Source organism: Collinsella aerofaciens (genome assembly GCF_001405375.1).
GTDB lineage: Bacteria > Actinomycetota > Coriobacteriia > Coriobacteriales > Coriobacteriaceae > Collinsella > Collinsella aerofaciens_F.
On the sequence record NZ_CYYP01000003.1, the window covers coordinates 84,497 to 108,265 of the forward strand.

Below are 23,769 nucleotides of genomic sequence, written 5' to 3' on the forward strand. Positions count from 1 at the left end.
TCTCTCTAGAAGTAATCCTCTGACGTGCAATTATACACTTCGGTTGGTTGTCTGGTAGTAACCAGTTAAATGCAAAGAATCCTCATATGAATACACTGAAGGCGTTAAACGTTGCGCTGGTGATAGACCTTGTATTTAAACTGATCGGCACGAGCAACCGAGAGCGTATACTCCACAACCTCGTTTGACTCGTTATACGTAGTCCTGACCAAATCGAGCACAGGCGAGCCCTCGACAATTCCCAAAAGGTGGGCATCGGTGGGACGGGCTATGCTCGCATAGAACTCCTCTTCGGCCACGCGTATCTTTTGCTGAAAGTCTTGCTCAATCACATCGTAAAGCGGCTTATGCTCCAGCAGCGGTCGCTTTAGGGACAGAAATTGACGAACCGGTAGATAGCTGCGTTCGACCATCATGGGCATGTTGTCGGCAGAACGAAGGCGCTTGAGCTTAAAAATGCGATCACCGATACGTAGTCCCATATGCTCGGCCAGATTCTTATCGGCCTCCATCTCGCAAAACTCGAGAATCGTGGTCTCGGGGTCGCGCCCCATCGCGCGCATCTGCTCGGTAAAGCTGTAGGACTGCATAAGATTGGTTGCCTTTGCCGAACGGTCGGTCACAAAGGTACCGCGGCCGTGCTGCCGAACCACCAGTCCTAAACGCTCTAGTTCCTGCAGAGCCAGGCGTACCGTGGTGCGCGAGAGACCATAGCGCTCCGAAAGTTCGCGCTCGGAAGGAATCATGTCACCGGCGTGATATTCATGGTCAATCTTTTCGGTCAGAATATCGACCAGCTGATCGTATAGCGGTTGCTTGCGCGCTCCGATCGCCATCCTATCCTCCCTATTTGCTCGAAATCAGCTTCTACCTTGGGTGTTTAGCATTATCTGTCTGCCACACCCGAATCATCAAGAAAACAAAAGCCGCGCGCTCTTTCGAGCACGCGGCTTTTAACATACACATGGCTTAAGGGGTCGGGGTGTGAGCCGCGTAGGGACACACCCCTCAAGCTAGAGCCTTACCAGATGCTCGGCCAGAGACCAAGCGGGCCAGCGCCCAGGATGCCCAGGACAAAGAGCAGGAGAATGCCCTTGGTCGGGGTCCAGCTGTGCTTAGCGAACATGTAGTAAAGCAGCAGCGTAAGCATAAGCGGGACGAGCTTCGGGACGATGGTGTTGAGGGTGTCGGCAACGGAGAAGTTGACCGGATCCTCGGTAACGGTGCCGTAGGTAACGGACGCCATGCCGTTGCCCAGGTCGACGACGCCGCACTCGACAGCGTTGCCGTCAGCATCGGTGGCGGTGAGGGCGTTGCCGTCCTCATCGGTCATGGCCATGGTGCCAGCCTCGGCGGTCTCGGTATCGATGCCCTCCATACCGGTGAAGTTCTCGGCCTCCTTCTCGGAGACGATCACGGTATTGGCGGAGAGGCCACGGGTGGTGCCATTGGGGATCTGGAGGTTGATCTGGGTGCCACCCATGGTGACAACCAGGCAACCGACGACGAAGACGCCCATGATGGAAGCGGCACGCGTGAAGGCCTGCATGTTGGCGGTCAGAGCGTCAATAGCGCTGGTGCCAAGCTTGTAGGACCAGTTCATGAGCCAGAAGCGCAGAGCGAACTGGACGGCGTTGAAGATCACCAGGAAGATGATCGGCGCAGCGGCGTTGCCGTTGATGGCCATGTTGGAGGTGATGCCGGCCGTGATAGGCACGAGCGTCAGCCAGAACAGGGCGTCACCGATACCACCGAGCGGGCCCATTGCGGCGACGCGGACGGCGCGGATGGTGGGGATGTCAACCTTGTTCTGCTCGAGCGAAAGCACGATGCCCATAACAAAGGTGACCAGGAACGGGTGAGTGTTGAAGAACTCCAGGTTGTGGCTCATGGAAGCCGCGAGGTCGTTCTTGTTGGTGTGGATCTTCTTCAGACCGGGGATGATGGAGTAGAGCCAGCCAGCGGCCTGCATGCGCTCGTAGTTGAACGATGCCTGCAGGAAGCAGGAGCGCCAAGCCATCTTGTTGAGGGTCTTCTGGTCGAGCTGCGGAGCAGGAGTGAGATCCTCGTAGTGCTCCGGGATCACATACTCATTAGATGCCATCTTCGAAGTCACCTCCGTCAGAAACAGCTGCACCCTTCAGCTCGGTCTGCTGCTGGAAGTCCCAGAAAGCAATGCCGAAGCCGATGAGAGCGAGGATGAGCAGGGCAGGGGTTGCCAGAGAATCGTTGGCAACGGTGATGAGCGCGAGGCCAAAGCCCATGAGGAAGAAGCCCCACATATCGCGGTTCATCATAACCTTGAGCAGGACGGCGAAGCCGACGAAGCGCATCATGCCGCCTGCAGCGGACAGACCGGTCTGCAGCCAAGTCGGGATGGCGGAAGCGATGGTCTGGCCGATAGTAGCGCCAGCGATGAAGAACAGGGTGACGACGACAGCGAAGATCAGGCCGAGCAGAGCCATGGCGAAGTAGTTCAGACGCTCGATACCCTTGGTGTCAGCGTTGTGAGCCATATTGTCCGCGGAGGACATGAGCGGCGACATAAGCGTGAAGACCAGGGTAACGCCGAGCTGGCCAAGCAGCGCGAACGGAATGGCAAGGCCGACTGCCGCGTTGGGCTCGAGGCCCGTAGCAATAGCAAGAACGGCTGCCATGATGCCGCCGATGACGGCGTTAGGCGGCTGAGCGCCTCCGATCGGCATGTTGCCGATCGTCATGAGCTGATAGGTACCACCCACGAGAAGACCGGTGTTGAGGTCGCCAAGGATAAGACCGATGACGGCGCCGGTGACGATGGGCTGATAGAGAGACTCGAGGAAGTTGAACTGGTCGATTGCCGCGATGAACGTGACGACGAAGACCAGAGCGACCTGGATGATCGAGTATTCCATCTTGCTCCTCCTTTCAAAATGTATGTACGCACTTTGGATATCACGTACAGAATGTCAGGGTTTCACTCCTGACAACGTGGATCATGAGGATTACGAGAAGAGCTTGTTCGTGTCCTCAACAGGCGTGCTCGGAACGCGCCTGATCTCCAACTCCACCCCCAATTCCTGCAGCTCTTTAAACGCAGCGACATCCTCGTCGTTTACTGCGACGGAGGTGGCGACTTGGCGTTTTCCTTCCGACATGTGCATGTTGCCGATGTTTACCTTCTTTATAGGCACACCGCCCTTGACGAGCGTAAGCACGTCTTCCGGTGTTTCGGCCACGATGAAGATCTTCTGGCGCGGGCTCGCCTTGCCAATGACGTCGATGGTCTTCTGCAGGGAGAAGAAACGCGTAGCGACGCCGGCGGGAGCGGCCATCTTCATGAGGTTCTGTCGCATGGTGTTGGTCGCCACGTCGTCGTTGGCGACGAGGATGAGGTTGGAGCCCAGAGTGGAGTTCCACTGGGTTGCAACCTGACCATGAACCAATCGGTTATCGATGCGGGTAAGAAGAATGTTGGGTTCTGCCATGTTGATCATCTTCCTTTCGTTATTTGCTGACGACAGTTACTTGATCTCCTGAATCGCGTAACGCGAAACATCTACGACGGCTCCGGATCGGACTTTGATCTGGACCTTCTCGCCTTCAATGCCTTTGACGGTTCCGTAGATACCGCCGGCGAAAAGAACCTCCTGACCCGATCTGAGCTCCGTGTGCAGCTCCTTGAAGTACTTCTGCTTCTTCTTCATGTTGATCTGAGACCAGATAGTGTAAATAACACCCATGATGACAAGCAGGCCCAAAAGAGCGACCGAGGAGCTTAGGACGCTGGCTCCGAAATCGGCCATTAGATGCCGTCCTCGTCGCCGAAGATATCCTCTTCCTCGGCACCAGCGACGGAGGCGACCGTCTGGGCGGTGATGCCCGTCTGGCCAACGGTCACGGCCTGCTCGCCAAGCTCGGCAAGCGTGGCGTTGCCGCGGAGGAACAGGAGCTCAATAACCATGGGAAGGTTAGTGCCAGTCAGGATCTCGACGTTGTCGACATCCTGGGCAATCATCATCGACTGGTTGAACGGGGTGCCGCCAAGCAGGTCGGTAAAGACGAGTACGCCATCGCACTCCTCGCGCATGGCGGTGATAGCGGCGCGGAGATCCTCACCATAGGAAGCAGCCTGGTCACCCTCGAAAGGAACGACGGTAAAAGCGGGTTGGTCGCCGGCAACCATAGCGATAGCGCTTGCGAGGCCGGGTGCAAACTGTCCATGACCGGTAAGAATAAAGCCAACCATTCAAATTTCCCTTCCGAAGGTGTGTGCGATCTGAGTCCGATAATTTTTGGAAGCCAGCGGGCGCTCGCCCTTAAAGCTTCTTGGTAAGCGTTTCTCGAAGACCTGTGGTCTCTCAACTGGTAGTAACCACGTGTCGTGTTGTTGTCACTATATCACCACAGAAGAGCTCGCTCTCGTTGATTCATACGGTAAAACGTTTTTGCACCGCTAACGGTGATATTTCGACCGTTCACCGCTTGTTAACACTTCTACCTGCGGTTTTGAAACCGTTTTGAAATGTTCGACTACCCGATCGACATTGTTTCGACGGAATAAACAACACAGGGTGGCTTTAAATCGCATGTGGAAAAAATGCAGGTCATTATGGAGGTTTGTGAATTGGTCTTTTTGACTTAATACCAGTTAGCACCAGTTTCGAGATTATCGGTGAACGGTAGTTTTCGACCATTCACCGGAGAATTGCAATCGTTTACAGTTGTCTATCCATATGAATTAGGGAACACGATGGAGCGCTTGCGCGATCGCGGGAAGTTTTGGCATTTGTCCTCATCCCCCGCGCACCAAACTCCGGCATCCAAAATGAGCTAATAGCTCACGCTAATCGTTTTCAATCATTACTTAGTCACTATCCGTAATTATTTATCGTTTATCGTTAATTCTGATATGATGCAAGTATCATCCAAAACGCCGATTGGAGGGGTTATGGTCCATCGAAACGCATCTATATCGAATGAAACCATCAGCCGCGAACAGACAATAGCCGAGCTGAGGAAGCTCGCCTGCATCTGCAAATGGGCCACAATCTGCATTACCGCGCTGCTCGCTCTGGGACTCTTCGCAGTCATTGCGATTGACCTTCTGCTGATATTACCCGACCTCTCCCAAGGCTTGTGTCTCCAATCCATAGAGCTTAATGCCGGCGAAGGACCGTGCCTCGCTCTCGTCGGCACCAATAAGCAGGCCCCGCTTATGCTCGTCGCGCACGACGGTCACACTGCCCTGGGGAGTCTCTTGATGACATGCCTCGCACTTGCCATCGCGCTCAGCGTGTGCAGCCTATTCTCCAACATTGAAAAGGCCGGCAGGCCTTTTGACCTTGGATGCAACTACATGCTTCGTCGAATAGGACATTTGTTTCTTATCGGCGGCGTTGCCGTGAGGCTTCTTAGCGCTACGGTCACGGGATTGATGCTCTCAGGATTTGGCGGCCGCTTTACTGATGCGTTCGCCGGCCAGCTTTTCGAGCCCTCTATGGTCTTTGCAGGCCTGATTATTAGCCTGATTGCAAGCGTCTTCCGCTACGGATGTATCCTGCAAAAACAAGATGACGAGTTGCTCTAGGGGGAATCTATGATTATTCTGCGGCTCGACCGCATGCTGGCCGAACGCAAGATCTCATCCAAAGAACTTGCAGAACGCGTGGGCATCTCCCAGGTCAATATGTCGCGCATCAAGACGGGCAAGGTATCTGCCGTGCGTTTTTCAACTTTAGACGCGATATGCCGAGCACTCGACTGCCAACCGGGCGATGTCCTGGAATATATACCTGACGATGAAGCCGATAGCCTCTTTGGGCTTAAAGAATGATTTTCAATTAACAAGCCACCGATACCCGCAACGTAAAAAGCCCGCCAGAACGATGTCCGTTCTGGCGGGCTTATAAGTTAATCGACGGGGTGCTCGGTAACGCCGCGTCAACCTTTACGCAAACAGGCCGTAGATACTGATGTTGGCCTTGGCGTACAGGCTGTTGGCATACTCGGTCCACTTGGAGCTGGCGCTCGAAGCCTGCGAGGAATACTGCTGATAGGCGGTGTAATAGGCGGTCATGGCCTGCTTGTAGGTAGCGCTATCGGCGGTAAAGGCATCGTCGGCAAAGGCCTTGGCGTAGGTGCTGTCCTCGTCCTTCCAAGTGCCCTTCGAGCTATCCCACTCATCGCCGGCAAGGTTGATGATGTAGTCGGCGTAATCCTTGCTCGCGGTGTCCTCGTTGCCATCGGAAGGCTCGGTCGGAGCGGTCGGCATGCTTGCGAAGCTGTCGCCCACCTTCTTCTTATAGAGCTTCTGCAGCGTCGCGGACTGACGGACAATCTGCTTGGCCTGGTCCTTGGACACGCCATACTGCTTGGCCATGGTGTCGTAGTCCGAAGTGCCGATGGAATTCTCAGCGTACTGCTTCATCTCCTTGGAGGAGACGGTAATGCCCTCGTCCTCGGCAGCGTCGAGCAGGATCTTGTTACGGACGTAGGAAAGGATGACGTCGGCGGAAGGGGCGGTGTAGTTGCCATCGCTATCCTTGACGGTATCGAGGCTGTACTGGCTCTCGATGGCCTCGCGCGCGGTGATGTCGCTCTTCTTGCCGTTGTAGCTATAGCTTGCCACGGTCGAGCCGAGCTGGTCCTCGGTCAGGGTCGACGAGCCAATGCCCTTGGCGCCAAAGCCACCGTTACCGATAAAGAAGCCGACCACGGCAGCAATCACGACGGCAACCACAAAGACGGCGATCATCGTCTTCTTGTGCTTGGATGCGTGGTCGTCCTCGTCGAAGCCCAGGATATCATCGTCCTCGCCCTGCGGGTCGGGCATCAGGTTCTCGTCGGCGGCGTCTGCGGCAATCTGAGCCTCCAGACAGGCGTCTTCCTCCTCGGCAGTCGTACCGGCAGCGATGTGCTCGGCGGACGTGCCGGCGACCAGGTCGATCTTCTCTTCCTCGTCACCGTCGGGACCTTCGCCGCGCTCGATGATCTGGATGCCGTCGATCTCGTCCTTCTCGTCCTTCTTTTGAATCAGACCCATATCAGTTACTCCTTGTTAGGAAACATAGTCCCTAATAGAATACGCCCGACGGAGCGCCGGGCGTATTGATTCTTAGGTTATACGCAAACACTTAAGTACAATTTAGGCGTTTGCAGCGCGCATACCTTAGGCCAGGTGCGCGATAACGGCATCCGCAAAGGCCTGCGTACCCACCGCACCCTCGACGGAACCGGTCTGGGCACGACGCACATCACCGGTAACCTGCTCGCCCTCGTCGAGCGTGGCAGAGACGGCCGCGCGAATGCGGTTGGCCGCGTCGTTCTCGCCCAGGTGATCGAGCATCATCGCAGAAGAGAGGATCTCGGCCGTGGGGTTGGCGATATCATGGCCCGCGATATCGGGCGCGGAGCCGTGCGTTGCCTCAAAGATGGCGCAGTCGGCACCGATGTTGGAACCGGGGGCCATACCCAGGCCGCCTACCAGGCCGGCGCACAGATCACTCACGATGTCGCCGTACAGGTTGGGCAGCACCAGGACATCGAAGTCGTTGGGGTTCTGGACCAGGCCCATGCAGGTGGCGTCGACGATCTTGTCGTTGAACTCGATATCGGGGTAGTTTGCGGCAACCTCGCGCGCGACGCGCAGGAACAGGCCGTCGGTCGCCTTCATGATGTTGGCCTTGTGCACGGCCGTCACCTTTTTGCGGCCACAGCGGCGGGCATACTCAAAGGCATACTCCACAATGCGGCGGCTCTTGGCGATGGAGATCGGCTTGATCGAGATAGCGGAATCGGCGGCGAAAGTCTTCTGACCCGAGCGCTCGACAAGCTGCGAAAGCTCCTCGACCTCGGCAGTGCCCTCGTCGAACTCGATGCCGGCGTAGAGGTCCTCGGTGTTCTCGCGCACGATGACCAGGTCGACGTCGCGGAAGCGAGAGCCGTCGCCCGGCTGCGACAGGCAGGGGCGCACGCAGGCGTACAGGTCAAAATGCTTGCGCAGGGCGACGTTGACGCTGCGGAAGCCCGTGCCGACCGGCGTGGTGATAGGGCCCTTGATGGCAACCTTGGTCTCGGCGACCGCATCGAGCACGTGCTGGGGCAGCGGCGTACCAAACTCGTCCATGACGCCGGCACCGGCCTCCTGGACGTTCCAGTTGATCTGGACACCGGTGGCCTCGACCACGCGGCGCATGGCCTGGGTGATCTCGGGACCGATACCGTCACCGGGAATCAGGACTACATCGTGCGCCATAATCTGTTACTCCTCGTCTTCGGCGTCGTCAGATTCTTTAACGCTAGCACGCTTCTTCTTTTTGGAGAGATCCAGGCCGAAACGTTTAACAAGCATTTCGCAAATCTCGCTCGAACGGGCCTTGAGATAGCTGCCCTTGCCGTTCTCGGCGTCGAACTTAAGGCGCAGCGCGAGCTTCTCGGCAATCTCGGCGTCAATCTCGCCCTGGCCAAACTCGTACAGGCAGCCGAGCATGTCACGATACTCAAGATCGCCGTGGTAGCACTGGATGGCCTCGTCCAGGATGGGCCAAGCCTCGCGCGAACGATCGACGCTCGTGGCGCCCCATACGCACAGCAGGCGGAAGGCGGCGTAGCGCAGCGTGGAGGAAATCTCATCGAACAGCGCGGTCTCGGCTCCCTCAAAGGCATCGCCCATCTGCTCGGGGCAGGTTGTGGCGAGCGCCGCCAGGGCATCGAGGGCCTCCCAGCGGGTCTGAGCCTCGGGGCGGTCGAGCGCCTCGATCAGCGCGGGCACGCAGGGCACGACACGCTGAGGATCGCGCTCGGCGAGCAGGTGCAGCACACGGGCGGCAAACTGGCGGATGCGGCGCGTGGGGCAGCCGAGCTCCTGGACCAGGCGATCGACGGCGTTCTCGTTCTCCTCTGCCAACTGAAGCTGCGCCAGCTCCTCGTCGGTGAGCTGTTCGTCTTTGTTTTCTGCCATAGTTACCTCTTCTTACTATTTCTTAGCGTGCTTGCCAGCACCCTTGCTGTCATCGGTGACCGAGATGAGCTGTCGGTCGGCAGCGCCATTGCGACGTGCGCGGCGGCGCTCCTCGGCGTCGCCCGCCTCGGCGGCGGCGCGATGGGCCTTGTTGACGTTAAAGACCTCGTCGTGCTTGCGCCACGGGCCAACGGACTCGCCAAAGCTCATCTTAAGGCCGGCGATAAAGCCGCCGAGCCAGCCGATCGGCGCAAACTGCACCAGCGGGAACAGCGAGAACACCCAGGTCAGCAGGACGACTGCCGCCGCGCCCGCAAAGTTGGCGATCCAGTAGTCACGCTTGGTGATGACGCGCTTTTCGCAAGCCCACTGGCCGCACAAGAAGCCAATGTAAATCGCAAAGATAAAGAGTACCAGCGCGAGCACCACGAACGTCCAGCTCATGAGCGCTACTCCTCGTGATGGTGGCCGCAGCAGCACTCGTGGCCGTCATCGTGGCCGTGGCCGCCGCAGCAATCGTGGTCCTCGCCGTGGTGGTGGCCACAACCGCACTCGTGGTCGTCGCCGTGCTCGCCGCAACCGCAGCCTTCCTCGTGGGCACCGTGCTCCTCGGGACGATACTGCGACCAGTCCAGACCGGCGGCGATGGCGTCGGCCTCCTCCTTGTAGAGCACTGTGATGGCCTGCGTGCCCAGCTTAGCGCCACCGATGGCGTCGAGCATGTCGTAGAGCGTAAAGGCCACGTCGGCACCGGGCAGCGCGAGCTCGCGGTCGTCGGCGTAGGCGAGCGCCAGGCGCAGGTCCTTAATGAAGTGCTCAACCATAAAGCCGGGCTTGTAGTCGCCGTCGAGCGCCTTGGGCGCCAGGCTCTCCATGGCGCCGGACTTGCCGGTACCGCCCAGGATCATCTGACGGGTCTTTTCCAGATCAAGGTCGCTCAGCTCGGCAAATGCCATGGCATCGGCCATGCCGACCATACAGGCGCCCAGCGACACCTGGTTGGCGAGCTTGGCGGCCTGGCCCTTGCCGGCCCCATCGAAGCAGCAGATGTTGGCCGCAAAGGTGGCAAGGATGTCGCGGACCGGGGCAATGTCGTTTTCGGTGGCACCCACAATGGCCGTGAGCGTGCCGGCGATCGCGCCCGACTCGCCGCCGGTGACGGGGCAGTCAAACGCCATGCGGCCGGAAACCTGGGCGGCTTCGGCTATGTCGCGCGCCAGCTCGGGCGAGCTCGTGGTAAGGTCGATCAGGACCGTACCGGGCTTGGTGCAGGCCAGCAGGCCGTCGCCCGCCAGGTAGAGCTCCTCGACCTCGGAGGGATAGCCTACCATGGTAAAGACGACATCGGCGTTCGCCACGGCGTCGGCCGGCGTATCGGCCCAGACGGCACCGCGCTCGATGAGTGCGGCGGCCTTGGACTTGGTGCGGTTGTTGACCGTGACGGGGTAGCCGGCGTCCAGAATGTGGCCGGCGATGGGGGCACCCATGATTCCGGTGCCGATAAATGCGACAGAGAGCTTGTTTGCCATGAAACCTTTCCTTTTGGGTTGGATGTTGTTACCAGGTTGAATACTCGGTGCCAGCGTTTAGGCTGTGAGTTGGGATCGATTACGGCCGCAGTGCCTGCTTACTGACCGCGCACGCGACGGGCGATGCGGTCGGAAAGCGATGCCTTGTCGGCGCGATTCTTGCCCCAAAACGCGCAGGCCACCATACCGGGGCCAACGTGCGAGCCGATGGTGGGACCCACGGAGCTGCGGATGATCGTGACGTCGGCGCAGCCTTCCTCCTTGCGAATGGCGGCTTCGAGCCAGTCGCCGTCCTTCTCGGCATCGGCCGTCATGATCGCGATGGGCATGGTGCGATCGGGCACGAAGTTCTCGCGGAACGACTTGAGGATGGACTTGAGCGCCTTCTTGCGGCCGCGGTTGACGCCGACCAGCGACAGCGAGCCGGCCAGGTCGTAGGAGAGCTCGGGCTTGACGTCGAGCTTTGCCGTGAGCTGTGCGGCCGCGGGCGGAATGCGACCGCCGGCAGCCAGCGCGTCGAAACTCTCGAGCGTAAAGTAGCCGTGGACGTAGGTCTTTGCCTCGTTTGCCCAGTCGACCAGCTGCTTGGCGGTGAGTCCCGCCGAGCGCTGGCGGACGGCCTCGAGCGCCAAGAGCTCGCCGGTCGCACAGGGCAGGGCGTTATCGACCACGTAGAGCTCAAAGTTGGGATACTCGGCGCGCACGGTGTCTGCCGCCTGGCACGCAGAGTTGTAGCTCGACGACAGCGCCGAGGTAAAGCACAGGTAGACCGTAGGTGTGCCCTCTTTGGCGCACTCGGTAAAGAACTCGATATAGCGACCGAGCGACACAGCCGAGGTGGACACGCGGGCGCCGGCGCGCATGCGGTCGTAGAACTCCTTGGGCGTGATGCTCGACCAGATATCGTCCGTGCGCTCCTCGCCATCGATAATGAAGGGGAAGCCCAAGATATCGACATCGAGGTTCGCGGCGACCTCGGGGCTAAAGTCGCAGCAGGTATCGACGACGATGCGGCAGCGGTCAGAATGGCCGGTAGATGCAGCCTTGTCCATCAAAGCGACTCCTTACGTAAAAAAGGCGGCCATCCGCATGGGATGGCCGCCAACCGTTAACTCATGCAAGTTAACGTATTTTACTCGTCAAGTGTTTCGATGCGGGGCTTGATGATGCCATATCCACCATTCTTACGGTGATACACCACATTGATGAGGCCGGTCGTCGCGTTCTCGAACACGTAGAAGTCGTGACCGAGCAGATCGGTCTGCACCAGCGCCTGCTCCTCAGTCATCGGGGTGACATCGATGACCTTCTCGCGGACGAGCAGGTCGTCGTCCTCCTCGGGCAGCAGCAGGTCGGCCAGATCCTCGACTCGCTCGACCGGTGCGACATCCGCTGCGCTGGCACCGCCCTGGCGGTTGTCCACGACCTTGGTCTTGAACTTACGCAGCTGGCGGGTGACCTTATCGGCGGAGAGGTCGATGGCGGCGTACATATCTGCACCGTGCTCGGCAACGCGAATCACCGAACCGCGGGCACGAACCGTAACCTCGACGATTGCCGGGTTGGGGTTCGAGGGGTTCTTCTCATAGCGAAGTACAACGTCGACCGTCATGGGCTCGATATCGAAAACCTTGAGCGCCTCGCCGATCTTCTCATCCACATGCGCACGCAGAGCATCGGTTACCGTCGTCTTGCGTCCAGAAACCTTGATATCCATACGTGGCTCCAATCTGCCTCGGGGACTTACTGTACTGGCTATGTACCCATTGCCGTGCATTTAATCACGCGGATTCCCAAAGACCCGAATAACGATTGCTTGATACCGCATACCGAAGTCTCGTACTTTTCCATGGCAAAGTGCGCTATAGGAGGGAGCCGACAGATTTGTATTTGGTCCCGAAAATTGGCTTTGACCTGCTGGTTTTATAGGGATGAAAAAGCCGGGCTCCCCTATTGGGGAAGCCCGGCAGTGCATGTTGAAACCGTGAAGAGGTGTCCTTTCCAACGTATAGGAGACACCACCCCTAGCAATAACTAGCTATTGAGCTTGTTAATGTCGTCGTCGGTGATGGTGCCTTCCTGACTGGACGATTTGCTCTCGGAGGATGCGGTCTCATTGTTGGAATCGGAGGATTCATCGCCGGAGGACATGGTCTCACCGGACTCAGAGTCGCCCGACTGCACGTTAACGCCCGAAACCGTCTTAGTGGCGAGGTCGTAGGGCATTGTGCCATACCAGACAGAGTGGACCGCCTCGAGCGTGCCGTCGGCCGTAATACCGTCGAGGGCATCGCTCACGGCACGGCACAGTTCGTCATTGGACGAGAGGCCCGCAACACCAAGCGTCGAGGGCGCCTCGAGCGCACCGACATAGGAGACCTCGCTCATCAGGCGTGCAAGGTAGCCGCCGGCCGTGGAGTCGCAGATCACATAGTCGACCTCGCCGGACTCGAGCGCCTCAAAGCACTCGTTGATGTTGGAGTAGGTCTTTTGGTTGGCGGTGATGCTCTGCTTAGCAAGCGCCTCCTGCGAGGCCGAGGACGTCTGAACGCCCAGGGTGGACGTGTTAAGGGTATCGGTGGAAACGCTTAGCGACCCACCATCGCTGGTTTTACCGAACACGGAAGCGGCATCGTACAGGCAGGTGCCGAGTGAGCTAATGTCCCCGTCCGTGGAGTTCATCTCGCCGATAAAGATATCGGCCTTTTTGTCGCCGAGCGCGGAACCTGCCGAGGACGCATCGACAAAGGCGACCTTAAGGCCCATGCGGCTTGCGAGGGCGCGGGCAGCGTCGACTGCATACCCCGTAAGCTCGCCGTCGGCGCCCTGCATCGCCTGCGGCGCATCGGAAGTATCGAGGGCGACCGTCAGGGTTCCGGGAGTGACCAGGGCATCGTCCGACACCGCCGGCGTGACGGTCTCGTACTCGATCTGGTCAATCGTGGGAGTCGTGAACGTAGACAGCGGATTGAACGCGCATCCGCTCAGGCCCAAAACGGCGATGACCGCTGCGGTCCCAGCACCTAACCGAGCCGCGTGCATCAAGCTGCCCCTCACCATGTCCACTACCCTGCCTTCTGTGTCGTATACGATCCGTGCGTTGCGCGGAATATCAGGTTGTTCCCACCAGCTGACCTGGTATTTGACCCCACACTTGCGCACCGGGGTGTTTGCTCGGGAGGCCGCAGCCACCTTCACGACTGGCCCGCTCGTCCGCGAGGCGGTATTGCCCCAAAGAAAGTAGAACGGACGGTGCGGCTTACATCTAGGACGCGCCATGATCGCGCCGCGCGCACGCGGTCGCTTACGTGGATCCCTTTGACCGCGTCTGTCTTGGACTAGGACGGGCATTTCGTCCGTCCGCAACCACAGCCTGGTAGGAACGTAGCGCATTATAGCTAAGTTCAAGCTGAAGTTTAAGGTTAAGGGCGTCATTCGCATCGCGCGCACAGATTTTGCAGGTCGGAGTGGGCTATTCATGCCCCTATGAAGCCCGGAGCTCCCCTACGGGGAGCTCCGGGGCGCCCTTCTTAGGGTGCCCCGGTCAAAATATGGCAAATATGAGTACTGCCACCAATTTAGTAACAGGCAATTTTGGCCTCTCGGACAGATTTTGCGCTCAGTGTCGCCGACCTGATGCTTAGTAATTCTACATTTGTTTATTATCTTCTTACTTTACGCCGCCTCCGAGTCCTAAATTCCTTGATTTTGCTGTTACTGATTTAGTGACAGTACTCATATTTGCCATATTTTGGCCAGGGTATATGATTAACCCTCTATTTTCGACGCGAATTAGACCGGCTTAAGCCCAAAACACGCCCGCAGCGTGTTAAGCAACGCCTCTTGCTTCTTCCTGCGGGCATCGACACGATTCCGGTACCGCTTTCGCATACGCTGGTGCATGCGCCATGCGAGTGCTTCCATCGCTTCCATGTCACAGAGCATTTCGTTGTTGACCGTCGCGACCTCGATTCCCATAGTAATCAAGCCCGTGTTGCGCTTTTCATCATGGATACGTCCCCTCCGAGAGGAATGGCCCAGCTCACCGTTGTATTCCAGGTCAAACCGGGCTGCTTCCTGATACGCATCGCAAACTGCATGCGGCATCCCCGAGATTGCCTGCGCACGGTCATCGAACTCAATCTTGTAGTCGGTCTTAAAAGGTCCGCAGGCAAACCCGCCATAGGAAAACGGAAGCGAAAACAGGGCGAGCATGATGCACTCCATGGGTGAGCGCAGGTTTTCTGACAAGTAGGGACACAGACGCTGCAGTTGTTTGGCCGCATTCCCCTTGCATACCGCGAGGTAATCTGCCAGACGATCGGGCGTCAGCACCGGCTCAACCTCAAAGTAGCCCACATCTGCTGGCCGGTCCTTGTCCTTTGCAAGTTTATTCGTAACAGGCGAGGTGTAGGGAGGCAGATACTTCCCGCGGTCACTCAGCGAAATCTTAGAGCACAGCTCCTGAGCCAGGGCAAATGCCTGGATGCAGCCGGCCTCGCGCGCAACGGCAACACAAAGGGCCTCGGGAGATAGACTGTACACCCCCGGTTCCACCTCTAGAATCGAGCCGGCAGGCAACCCGGAGCATACGGACCAGCCCACGCCAGGCATGCGGCGGCGCTGCGCCGCAGATCCCACCAGCAAGCAAAGATCTTCTTGCACCTCGCCGCTTGCGGCCCCAATCCGCACCAAGTCGGGAAGATAGATGTCCTCGGTCGAGGGCGACGACGTGCACAGCACACGGCGCTCTTCATCGGGATTGAGGTCCCTCCAGCTTATGTAGCCCATCTGCCGGCGCTCGGCGCGCATCATGCGTAGCGCCGAGGCGCCTGTTAGGATTACGGAAGCCGCTAGCTGTTCGCCTGTCGGCTCGTTGCACCGCTCAATCTTTACTGCCACAAAACCACCCCTACCAAACGCGTGCGATAGCGAGGCCATCGACCGCTACGGCGCCGGCGCGCTTGAGTTCCGCCGAAGCCGCTGCCATCGTCGCGCCCGTGGTGATAACGTCATCGATAAGCAGCAAGCGGCGGCCGTGCACGTCCTCAACCGTCTCGTACATGCCTTGGGCACGCTCGCGGCGCTCCTCACGACCGAGTTCGCGCTGGTCGCCATGCCCGTACTTGACGAGAGCATCGAGCAGGGGAACACCCGACAGCTCGCAAAATGGGCGCGCAATAGCCTCCATATGATCAAAACCACGCCGCCGAAACGCTGCCGCCGTCGCAGGCACAAACACCACCGCATCCGCACCGGACAGCACGCCTCCGTAGCGATCGGGCGCTACGACCTGGGCATGCAGGGCGGTGTCGTAGAGCAGCTCCGCCAGATACGGAGCCAGACGTCGCTCGCCCGCATCCTTGTACGCTTTAATGATGCGCGGCAGCGGATGCGCATAGACGGCGCACGCCAGGCAGCGGTCGAGCGCCTCCGCCATTGCCGAGGACGTGCCCTCGACCGAACACTCAGTGCACAGCAAATCCCCAAACGGGGCGCCGCATCGGGTGCAGCTATGACGTGGGTCGATGAGCGTGAGCGCAGCCAGGCAGTCTTGGCAAATAAGCGCACCGGCGCGCTCGCAGCCGGCACATCGTGTTGGCGACAATGCCTCGAGCGCCTCGCGTGCCACCCGCTCGGCAAACGGTAGCAATTCGTCCGCAAACGGTAGGGCACCGGCACCCTGCAGACGGCTCAATATGTTCAGATGGCTCTTCAAGACACAACCCTCCCTACGTTCGGTCGCAGGGAGGGTTGTTGATTCGGCGCTATGATACCCCGATGCGCTCGGGGCAAGGCGGGCTAAATCCGCTCGCGGGCGTTATTCGCCGGCGGGCGGTTGTGGTGCGGACGAAGACGGGGTCGAGCCCTCGCCACCATCTTGACGCGGCTTGCGGGAACGACGACGGCGACGGCGCTTCTGGCCCTGGTCGGCCGAACCCTCGCCACCACGATCTTCGCGCGACTCGCGTTCGTCACGAGCAGCGCCGCGCGCGGCCTTGGCGGCCGCCCCTCCGCCATCTCCGGGGCGACGGCGCGTGACCTTGACCTCGCCATCCGAGACCTGATCGACCACGGAGGGCACCGAGGGCTTTTGCTGCGTACCCGAAGAATGGCGACGGCGCGGACGCGGGACGCGCTCGTCATCGTTGCGCTGCTTGCCACCCTTGTCGGCAGGCGTATCGGAACCCGAACCACCCTTGGAAGCGGCACCAGCCTCGCGAGCAGCTGCGGCGCGGAAGGCGTCCTCGCGCTCCTCGCTCGACAGATGACGGCGGCGGCGACGTGTGGGGTTCATGCCACCGCCGCGGTTCTGCTGCTGGGGCTGCTGGACCTCGCGCTCGCGAGAGGCGTTCTTGCCCGCGGCTGCAGCCTCGGTAGCATCGCCCGAGCCCGCGCGCTTGCGGCGGCGACGGGCACCGGCGGCCTCCTCGGCCTCGGGTGCCTCGGCCTTGCCGCGGCCCTTTCCGCGGCCACGGCCCTCGCCCTGACCCTGACCGGCGCGAGCATCGGATTCAGCATCGCGACGACGGCGCTTAGGCATCGACGTGCCGGCCAGACGGTCGGCACTCGACAGGACATCGCCCACGTCGACGCCATTCTCGCGATCGAGTTCCATGAGCGCCAGGCGCATCTCGGGCGACTCGATGCGCTCGAGCACGTCGCGCGTCACGCAGTCGGGGCGGCAGCTGCAGCCCTGCTCGGCGGCCTTCTTTTTGCAGCCCTCCGAGCACGTCATATCGGCCAGGTTGACCTTAAAGACTTTACCGTTCTCCAAGCGCAGCACCAGCTGCTCACGCGGCGTGTCATACTCCTGAATACGCGCCTTGCCAAGCGGCGTATCGATGAGCGTCTTCTTTTTGGGCGCACGGCTCTTAAAGTCCTTGTACGCCTCAAACTCATAACGCAGGCAGCACATCAGGCGGCCGCACACGCCGCTGATCTTGGACGAGTTGAGCGGCAGGTCCTGCTCTTTTGCCATGCGGATCGAGACGGGCTCAAACTGTCCGCCAAAGCGCGTGCAGCAGAGCTCCTGTCCGCACTGGGCATAGCCGCCCACCAGGCGGGTCTCGTCGCGCACGCCGATCTGGCGCATGTCGACGCGAATGTGCAGCGTCGAGGACAGATCCTTGACGAGCTGGCGAAAATCGACGCGCTCCTCGGCCGCAAAGTAGAACACGGCCTTCTCGCCGCCAAACAGGTACTCGACGCCGACCGGCTTCATCTCGAGGTCGAGCTCCTTGACCAGGCGGCGGAAGTCGACCATGGCCTCGTCGCCCTGGATGGCCAGGTCGTCGGCAAGCTGTAGGTCGATGTCGCTCGCCACGCGTAGCACGGGCTTGAGCGGCTGACCGATCTCGTCTTGCGGCACCTCAAAGGGATCGGCCGTGACCAGGCCGATCTCGGTTCCGCGCTCGGTGGAGCAAATGGCATAATCGGCCTCGAGGATATCCAAATCCTGCGGATCGAACCACAGGTCGCGCGAGGCGTAGGTAAACTTAACGGGTACGACTAACGGCATTTCAGTGCCTTCCTGATATCGAACAGCATGACCTCGATGGCCAGCTGGGGAGTAACGTTTCTGGCGATGTTGCGCTCGGCGGTCGCGACTGCCTCGAGCGCCCGCGTGGCACCCGCAACATTGGTCGCGGCGGCAAGCCGCCCGATCGTGTCGCGCACGTCTTCGTTCACTACGTCGGCTGCCTCGTCCTGAAGCGTCAGCAGCACGTCGCGCATGAGCGTCCGCGCGCTCGCCAGCGCTTCCATGATACCCGAACGCTCGCGCGCGTTGAGTTCGCGCTTGTTGCGGTCCTCAAGCTGCTTCAATGCTCCACGCGACAGGTAATCGGCGTTTTGCTCGAGCACCTTTTCCTGCGTGGACTTGACCTCGGCGAGCGGCGCCTTAACGGCGACGATGAGCGACTTGGCGCGGCTGAGCACATCGGCCTCATCGGCAGCGATGAGCGAATCGATGGCACGGACCATCTGGCGGCGAGCATCCTGGCGCTCGGCGCTCTTGAGGAACTCGATGCCGCGCGTTGGGCTCCCCGCCACGGCAACAGCCATGCGACAACGCGCGATATCCTGACCGGTAGCGCGGCTCACGGCACGCGCGGCGACGGCAGGCGATACCAGCCGAAACGGCACGCACTGGCAGCGGCTCACGATGGTGGGCAACATCACGTCTGCCGAGGTGCCCAGCAGGATGAACATAACGCCCTCGGGCGGCTCCTCGAGTGTTTTGAGCAGTGCGTTGGCGGTATTGGCGCGCAGTTGCTCGGCACGGTCGATGATGTAGACCTTGGCCTTGGCACGGATGGGCGCCAGAGGCACGTCATCGAGCAGCTCGCGGGTCTGGGCGATGAGGTAGCCCGTGGCGCTCTCGGGCGTGTAATAGTGCACGTCGGGGTGCGTATGGCGGGCGACGCGCACGCAGCTATCGCATGAGCCGCAGCCATCTTGCTCGCACAGGAAGGCTTGGGCGAGCGCCCACGCGGCGTCGAGCTTGCCCGCGCCGGGCGCGCCCAAAAACAGGTAGGCGTGCGACGCGCGACCGCTGGCGACGGCATTGGTCAAAAAGTCGCGCACGCGCTCTTGGGTGTCGAGCTTGGCCAGCAGACTTGCCTGAGCGGGGGCCATGTTACTCGGCCTCCTGGGCAAGCGCAGCGGTGACGGCGTCCTGGGAAATGTCGAGGCCGTAGGCGCGAACCCACTCGACCGTCTGCGCGAAGACTTCCTCGATGGACGCGGTCGCGTCGATGAGCTTTACGCGGTTTGGTTCCTCGGCGGCAATGGCGCAAAATCCCTGGTAGACGCGCTCTTGGAAGGCCATGCCCTTAGCCTCCATGCGGTCGGCCGCACCACGGGCTGCCATGCGCAGCGCCGCCTGCTCGGGCGTGATGTGGTAGACGAGTGTGAGCGCCGGGTGCGTCCCCGCAACGGCCAGGTTGTTGGCATCGCGCACCATCTGGCGATCGAGGCCGTCGGCAAACGCCTGATAGCAGGTCGTGGAATCGTAGAAGCGGTCGCACAGGACCACCTTGCCGGCCGCGAGGGCGGGCGCGATAACCTCATGCACTAGCTGGGCACGGGCGGCCTCATACAGCAGCAGCTCGCAAGTGTCGCCCATCGCCGTATTGGCGGGGTCGAGCAGCAGAGCACGGATCTTTTCGCTGATGGCGGTACCGCCCGGCTCGCGCAGGCTCACAACCTGGTAGCCAGCGAGCTCGAGCGCACGGGCAAGCAGGCGCGCCTGCGTAGATTTACCGGCGCCATCGACACCCTCGAGCGTAATGAAGCTATGTTGAGCGGGCACAAAAGCCATGGGCGCAGCCCCTTCCTACAAGGCGCGTAAATGCAGATATATCAACCAAGCCATGATACCCCAGTGCTCGGTGCGTCCCCAATGGCTAAAGGTGCCTTTCCAAAGTTGCGGTGAAATAGGGACTGATTGAAGCTCTGAGACCGCCAAACAGTCCCTATTTCACCGCAACTTATGAAGGGGAATTTTGGACGCTGGGTATAATCGTCGTATTGCATTGAAATGTGGCGAAAGGAGTGGCAATGTCTCGGTATTGCGCCTCGTGCGGCAAACTTCTTGCAGATAATGCCAAGTTCTGCACCTCGTGCGGTGCACCCGTTGAGCAAACAACCGCAAGCGATAGCCAGCCCGCTTTTGAGCAGACCGGTTCCCTCGATACGCCGCAAGCCAAGGCGGACGACCCCCTCGCCTATCGCCCCGACCCCGCCGCAGGCCCCGCGGCCGTCGAGACCACGCAGCGCATACCCGTCGCGAGCGGCTCGCCCCAACAGCAGCCGGCTCCCGCATACGCGCCCGCTTCGCTACAGACCCCCGCTCCCAAAAAGAGCGGCATCGGGCCGCTTATCGCCGTTATCGTTGTGCTGGTGGCGATCATCATCGCCCTGGTCGTTTTCTTTGTGATCAAGCCTTTCGACAACGCCGCCACGCAGACGACTGCCGAGGTAGCTAAGCTGCACCATGACGTCGACGACGATGACCTAAAGCCTCTCGGCGATCCCAACAGCCTGTACGACGATGACGATGACGACGAGGATGGCGGCGAAGCAACGCTCTCCGAGCAGAATCTCTACCGCCGACTGAGCGAATACTACGACCTGCTCGAAGACCTCGACAACTACGTCCGTGGCTGCGCGCAGAACTTCAACGGCAGTTATCTGGAAGAGGATCGAACCGCCCGTCAAAATCTCGCCGACGTCGCCGAGCGCACGGAGGACACCATCGAGCAGTATTACGACATCGTCGAGGACCTAGACGTTCCGACGAGCTCCAAGAACTACAGCTCCTGGAAGGACATCATCGCCCTGTACGACGACTTGGATCACCGCATTGACGCAATCTGTGATGCCTGGGAGATCAGCCTGAAATACGCCAAGCCTGCGGACCACAAGAATGAGATCGTGGCGCCGCTGTCGCGCGACAACGTGGCGGGCACCAATGACAATAAGTACCGCCTAGACTTTGAGGAGCGCTATCCCGGCGCCAAGCCTGTCGAGGTGAACTAGCGCTTTGTCGTTCCCGAGCCGGCAGTTAGGGACGTTCCTAAACTGCCGGCAGAAAAGGAACGTCCCTACCTGCCGGATAAAATACGAGCGAGGATTTTGAGGTCCTCGCTCGTTTTTGTTTTAGGTGATGTTTCGACCGTGCGGCTACTTGTCGGCAGCGGTCTTTTTGGTAGTCGACTTCTTGGCCGTCGTCTTTTTGGCGGTCGTCTTCTTGGCAGCAGTCTTCTTTGCCGCCGTCGTCTTCTTGGCCGTGCTCGCCTTGGTCGTGGTCTTGCGACCGCGGGTGGGCTTCTTCTCCTTGGTCGGGCAGTCCATGTTCACGCAGATGCGCCACGGGCCGCGCGCCGTGTTGACCACCACGATGGGAGCGCCGCACTCGGGGCAGGTCTCACCCGTCGCCTCGAGCTTGCCGCGCGCCGGCAACGGATAGCTCACGCCGCAGTCGTCGTAGTTGGTGCAGCGGATAAAGCGCTTGCCGCTCTTCTCGCTCTTGTGCGCAATCAAGTCACCGTGACGCCCGGCCTCGGCGCACACTTTGCACTCGCCCACCTTAAGGTCAGGCTCGTAGTTGGTGGGGCACGTCGGGTTCACGCAAATCTCGAAGGCCTTTTGGCGGAACGGCTGACACTTAATGCGCGGCGCGCCGCACTCGGGGCACACGGCCGCCTCGCCCTCGAGCGGGCTTACCTTGACGCCGCTCGGCACCGGATAGGTAACGTCGCAGTCGGGCCAACCCATGCAGCCGATAAAGCTGCCGCGGGTCTTGGCGCTCGTCTTCATAACCAGGTCCTTGCCGCATTTGGGGCAGGCGCCCACGCGCGCATCGGCCGTGACGGCGTCGCTGATGGCGTCGCCCAGCTCCTGCGTGTGCTTGAGCAGCTCGTCGAGCACGCCAGCCAGCAGCGCGCGCGAGTGCGTCACGACATGCTCTTCGGTATCCTCGCCGCGCTCCACACGGGTCATATCGCCATCGAGCTCGCTGGTCATATCGGGGCTCGTGATGCGCGGGGCAAACTGCGTCAGCGCGTCGATGATGGCAATGCCCAGCTGGCTCGGCTCCACGGGATCGTTTTTGAGATAGCGCACGGCATATAGGCGCTCGATGATGCTCGCGCGCGTGGACTTGGTGCCCAGGCCGCGCTTTTCCATCTCCTGCACAAGCTTGCCCTGGCTGTAGCGCGCGGGCGGCTCGGTCTGCTTGGCCTCGAGTTTAATGTCGAACACGTCGACCGTATCGCCCTGCTCCAGCGGCGGCATCTGCTCATCGCGCTTAAGTCCGTACGGATACGCCTCGCGGAAGCCCGGAGTCACGAGCACATCGCCCGAAGCCACGAACGGCTCACCGTTCACGTCGAGCTCGAGCTTGGTGTTCTCGATGGTCGCGGGACCCATAAGCGTCGCCAGGAAGCGACGGGCGATCAGATCATAGAGCTTGCGCTGGCCGCCGTCGAGCATGGACGGATCGCCCTCGCCCGTGGGGTAGATAGGCGGGTGGTCGGTGGTCTCGACTTTACCGCGCGTGGGCTTCATGGGACCAGCGAGTACCTTTTTGCACACGGGCGCCAGCGCCGGGTTGATCTTTGCCAGGTCACTCACCACGGCGCCCAAATCGAGCGTCGCGGGATACACGGTGTTGTCAACACGCGGGTAGCTGATAAGGCCCGCCATGTAGAGGGACTCGGCGATGCGCATGGTACGCGCAGGCGAGATGCCCTCGGCAGCGGCGGCGGCCTGCAGCGAGGTGGTCGCAAACGGCGTGGGCGGCTGCTGCTTGCGGGAGCGCTTGGTCACCGCGGCGACGGTTGCCGTCGCGACGCCGTCAACATGGTTGTACGCCGTCTCAGCAGCATCCTTGTCGGTAAAGCGTGCCGTCTTGTGCGCAATCTTAAAGCGGTCGTCCTCGGCAGCGCCCTGTGCGGCGCCCATGCCGCGGATCTGCCAATAGTCCTCGGGCACAAACGCCATGCGCTCGCGCTCGCGCTCGACCACCAGGGCAAGCGTCGGCGTCTGCACGCGGCCGGCGGAACGCACGTTGCCAAAGCCGCCAAACTTGGCGAGCGTCAGGTAGCGCGTGAGCACCGCACCCCAGATGAGGTCGATGTGCTGACGGCTCTCGCCGGCATCGGCCAAGTTCTGGTCAAGCGAGACGAGGTTATCGAAGGCCTGCGTGATCTCGGCCTTGGTAAACGAAGAGTACTGGGCGCGGGCGACCGGTAAGTCCGGCGCAACCTCGCGTACCTTGTTGAGGGCGTCCGAACCGATCAGCTCGCCCTCGCGATCGAAGTCCGTAGCGATGATGACACTGTCGGACTTTTTGGCGAGGTTCTTGAGCGAGCGGATGAGCTCCTTCTCGGCCGGCAGCTTAATGACGGGTGCCCAGGTGAGATACGGCAGGCTCTCGAGCTTCCAGCCCTTGATGGAGATGCCGTCGGCAAGGAACGGCTTGCGCTTGGTGTCGTAGGGCGGGCGTGCCAGGCCATCGGGCATGTCGGCCGGCAGCATCTCGCCGTCCTCAGTGACCGAATACCAGCCCAGCTTTTTATCGAACAGCACGCTGTCGCAAAAATCGGGCGCAAGGATGTGACCGGCAAGGCCGATCGTCACGCACTCCTCGCCCTTCCACTCAAAACGGTAGATGGCGGTGTTGTACACCTTATCCTTTTTGGGTTTACCCGTGGACAGACGCTCGGCGATCTGACGCGCGGCGTCGTTTTTCTCGGCGATGATGAGCTTCAAAAGAGGCTCCTATCTCGT

Annotated in this window: 23 protein-coding genes; 3 read left to right on the forward strand and 20 right to left on the reverse strand. The window is 60.4% G+C overall.

The annotated features are described in order from the left end of the window. Window positions 1–104: 104 nt before the first annotated feature. The 6 genes from ARB25_RS02415 to ARB25_RS02440 form a co-directional block, all read right to left on the reverse strand. Window positions 105–836: a GntR family transcriptional regulator gene (locus ARB25_RS02415; RefSeq protein ID WP_055285482.1), complete on the reverse strand. Its 732-nt coding sequence runs from the start codon at window positions 834–836 to the stop codon at window positions 105–107. A gap of 185 nt (window positions 837–1,021) precedes the next feature. Then, entirely contained in the window at window positions 1,022–2,104 is a 1,083-nt protein-coding gene (locus tag ARB25_RS02420) for a PTS system mannose/fructose/sorbose family transporter subunit IID (RefSeq protein ID WP_055285484.1), read from the reverse strand. Further along, window positions 2,094–2,894: a PTS mannose/fructose/sorbose/N-acetylgalactosamine transporter subunit IIC gene (locus tag ARB25_RS02425; RefSeq protein ID WP_055285486.1), complete on the reverse strand. Its 801-nt coding sequence runs from the start codon at window positions 2,892–2,894 to the stop codon at window positions 2,094–2,096. Before ARB25_RS02425 ends, ARB25_RS02420 begins: the two co-directional genes overlap by 11 nt. Before the next feature lie 90 nt (window positions 2,895–2,984). Continuing rightward, window positions 2,985–3,467, reverse strand: coding sequence for a PTS N-acetylgalactosamine transporter subunit IIB (gene agaV / locus ARB25_RS02430; protein WP_055285635.1), 483 nt, complete (start codon window positions 3,465–3,467; stop codon window positions 2,985–2,987). Window positions 3,468–3,503: 36 nt separating this feature from the next. After that, window positions 3,504–3,785, reverse strand: a complete 282-nt coding sequence (gene yajC / locus ARB25_RS02435) for a preprotein translocase subunit YajC (RefSeq protein ID WP_055285488.1) — start codon at window positions 3,783–3,785, stop codon at window positions 3,504–3,506. Further along, complete coding sequence (locus tag ARB25_RS02440; RefSeq protein ID WP_055285490.1) at window positions 3,785–4,228, reverse strand: PTS sugar transporter subunit IIA domain-containing protein; 444 nt, start codon at window positions 4,226–4,228, stop codon at window positions 3,785–3,787. Before ARB25_RS02440 ends, yajC begins: the two co-directional genes overlap by 1 nt. A 702-nt stretch (window positions 4,229–4,930) precedes the next feature. On the opposite strand from ARB25_RS02440, the gene ARB25_RS02445 reads away from it, so the two are divergent. Both ARB25_RS02445 and ARB25_RS02450 read left to right on the forward strand, forming a co-directional pair. After that, window positions 4,931–5,569, forward strand: a complete 639-nt coding sequence (locus tag ARB25_RS02445) for a hypothetical protein (protein ID WP_055285491.1) — start codon at window positions 4,931–4,933, stop codon at window positions 5,567–5,569. Window positions 5,570–5,578: 9 nt separating this feature from the next. Further along, a complete protein-coding gene (locus ARB25_RS02450) occupies window positions 5,579–5,815 on the forward strand; it encodes a helix-turn-helix domain-containing protein (protein ID WP_055285493.1) in 237 nt (78 codons plus the stop codon). Window positions 5,816–5,929: 114 nt separating this feature from the next. Here the strand turns inward: ARB25_RS02450 and ARB25_RS02455 are convergent, their stop codons facing one another. From ARB25_RS02455 to tmk, 13 genes are all read right to left on the reverse strand, one after another. Beyond that, on the reverse strand, window positions 5,930–7,024 hold the full coding sequence (locus ARB25_RS02455) for a hypothetical protein (protein WP_055285495.1): 1,095 nt from the start codon (window positions 7,022–7,024) through the stop codon (window positions 5,930–5,932). A 126-nt stretch (window positions 7,025–7,150) separates the two neighbouring features. After that, on the reverse strand, window positions 7,151–8,236 hold the full coding sequence (locus ARB25_RS02460; RefSeq protein ID WP_055285497.1) for an isocitrate/isopropylmalate dehydrogenase family protein: 1,086 nt from the start codon (window positions 8,234–8,236) through the stop codon (window positions 7,151–7,153). A gap of 6 nt (window positions 8,237–8,242) precedes the next feature. Beyond that, a complete protein-coding gene (locus ARB25_RS02465; RefSeq protein WP_055285499.1) occupies window positions 8,243–8,941 on the reverse strand; it encodes a hypothetical protein in 699 nt (232 codons plus the stop codon). A 15-nt stretch (window positions 8,942–8,956) separates the two neighbouring features. Further along, window positions 8,957–9,385, reverse strand: a complete 429-nt coding sequence (locus tag ARB25_RS02470; protein WP_055285501.1) for a hypothetical protein — start codon at window positions 9,383–9,385, stop codon at window positions 8,957–8,959. A 5-nt stretch (window positions 9,386–9,390) separates the two neighbouring features. Further along, window positions 9,391–10,470, reverse strand: a complete 1,080-nt coding sequence (locus tag ARB25_RS02475) for an NAD(P)-dependent oxidoreductase (protein WP_055285504.1) — start codon at window positions 10,468–10,470, stop codon at window positions 9,391–9,393. Window positions 10,471–10,568: 98 nt separating this feature from the next. Continuing rightward, window positions 10,569–11,522, reverse strand: a complete 954-nt coding sequence (locus ARB25_RS02480; protein ID WP_055285506.1) for a DegV family protein — start codon at window positions 11,520–11,522, stop codon at window positions 10,569–10,571. A gap of 80 nt (window positions 11,523–11,602) precedes the next feature. Beyond that, a complete protein-coding gene (hpf, locus tag ARB25_RS02485) occupies window positions 11,603–12,187 on the reverse strand; it encodes a ribosome hibernation-promoting factor, HPF/YfiA family (protein ID WP_055285508.1) in 585 nt (194 codons plus the stop codon). Between the two features lie 317 nt (window positions 12,188–12,504). Next, entirely contained in the window at window positions 12,505–13,512 is a 1,008-nt protein-coding gene (locus ARB25_RS02490) for a substrate-binding periplasmic protein (protein ID WP_055285510.1), read from the reverse strand. A 750-nt stretch (window positions 13,513–14,262) separates the two neighbouring features. Next, window positions 14,263–15,372, reverse strand: coding sequence for a hypothetical protein (locus tag ARB25_RS02495; RefSeq protein ID WP_055285512.1), 1,110 nt, complete (start codon window positions 15,370–15,372; stop codon window positions 14,263–14,265). 10 nt (window positions 15,373–15,382) lie between these two features. Continuing rightward, window positions 15,383–16,189, reverse strand: a complete 807-nt coding sequence (locus ARB25_RS02500) for a double zinc ribbon domain-containing protein (protein ID WP_253276030.1) — start codon at window positions 16,187–16,189, stop codon at window positions 15,383–15,385. A 102-nt stretch (window positions 16,190–16,291) separates the two neighbouring features. Continuing rightward, the gene (locus ARB25_RS02505; protein WP_055285514.1) at window positions 16,292–17,992 is read right to left on the reverse strand and encodes a PSP1 domain-containing protein; all 1,701 of its coding nucleotides are present in this window, start codon (window positions 17,990–17,992) and stop codon (window positions 16,292–16,294) included. Continuing rightward, a complete protein-coding gene (locus ARB25_RS02510; RefSeq protein ID WP_055285516.1) occupies window positions 17,983–19,110 on the reverse strand; it encodes a DNA polymerase III subunit in 1,128 nt (375 codons plus the stop codon). Before ARB25_RS02510 ends, ARB25_RS02505 begins: the two co-directional genes overlap by 10 nt. A 1-nt stretch (window position 19,111) precedes the next feature. Next, window positions 19,112–19,795, reverse strand: a complete 684-nt coding sequence (tmk, locus tag ARB25_RS02515; RefSeq protein ID WP_055285518.1) for a dTMP kinase — start codon at window positions 19,793–19,795, stop codon at window positions 19,112–19,114. A gap of 239 nt (window positions 19,796–20,034) precedes the next feature. On the opposite strand from tmk, the gene ARB25_RS02520 reads away from it, so the two are divergent. After that, window positions 20,035–21,015, forward strand: coding sequence for a zinc-ribbon domain-containing protein (locus tag ARB25_RS02520; RefSeq protein ID WP_055285519.1), 981 nt, complete (start codon window positions 20,035–20,037; stop codon window positions 21,013–21,015). 144 nt (window positions 21,016–21,159) lie between these two features. On the opposite strand, the gene ARB25_RS02525 is transcribed toward ARB25_RS02520, so the two are convergent. After that, a complete protein-coding gene (locus ARB25_RS02525) occupies window positions 21,160–23,751 on the reverse strand; it encodes a DNA topoisomerase I (RefSeq protein WP_055285521.1) in 2,592 nt (863 codons plus the stop codon). Window positions 23,752–23,769 lie beyond the last annotated feature (18 nt).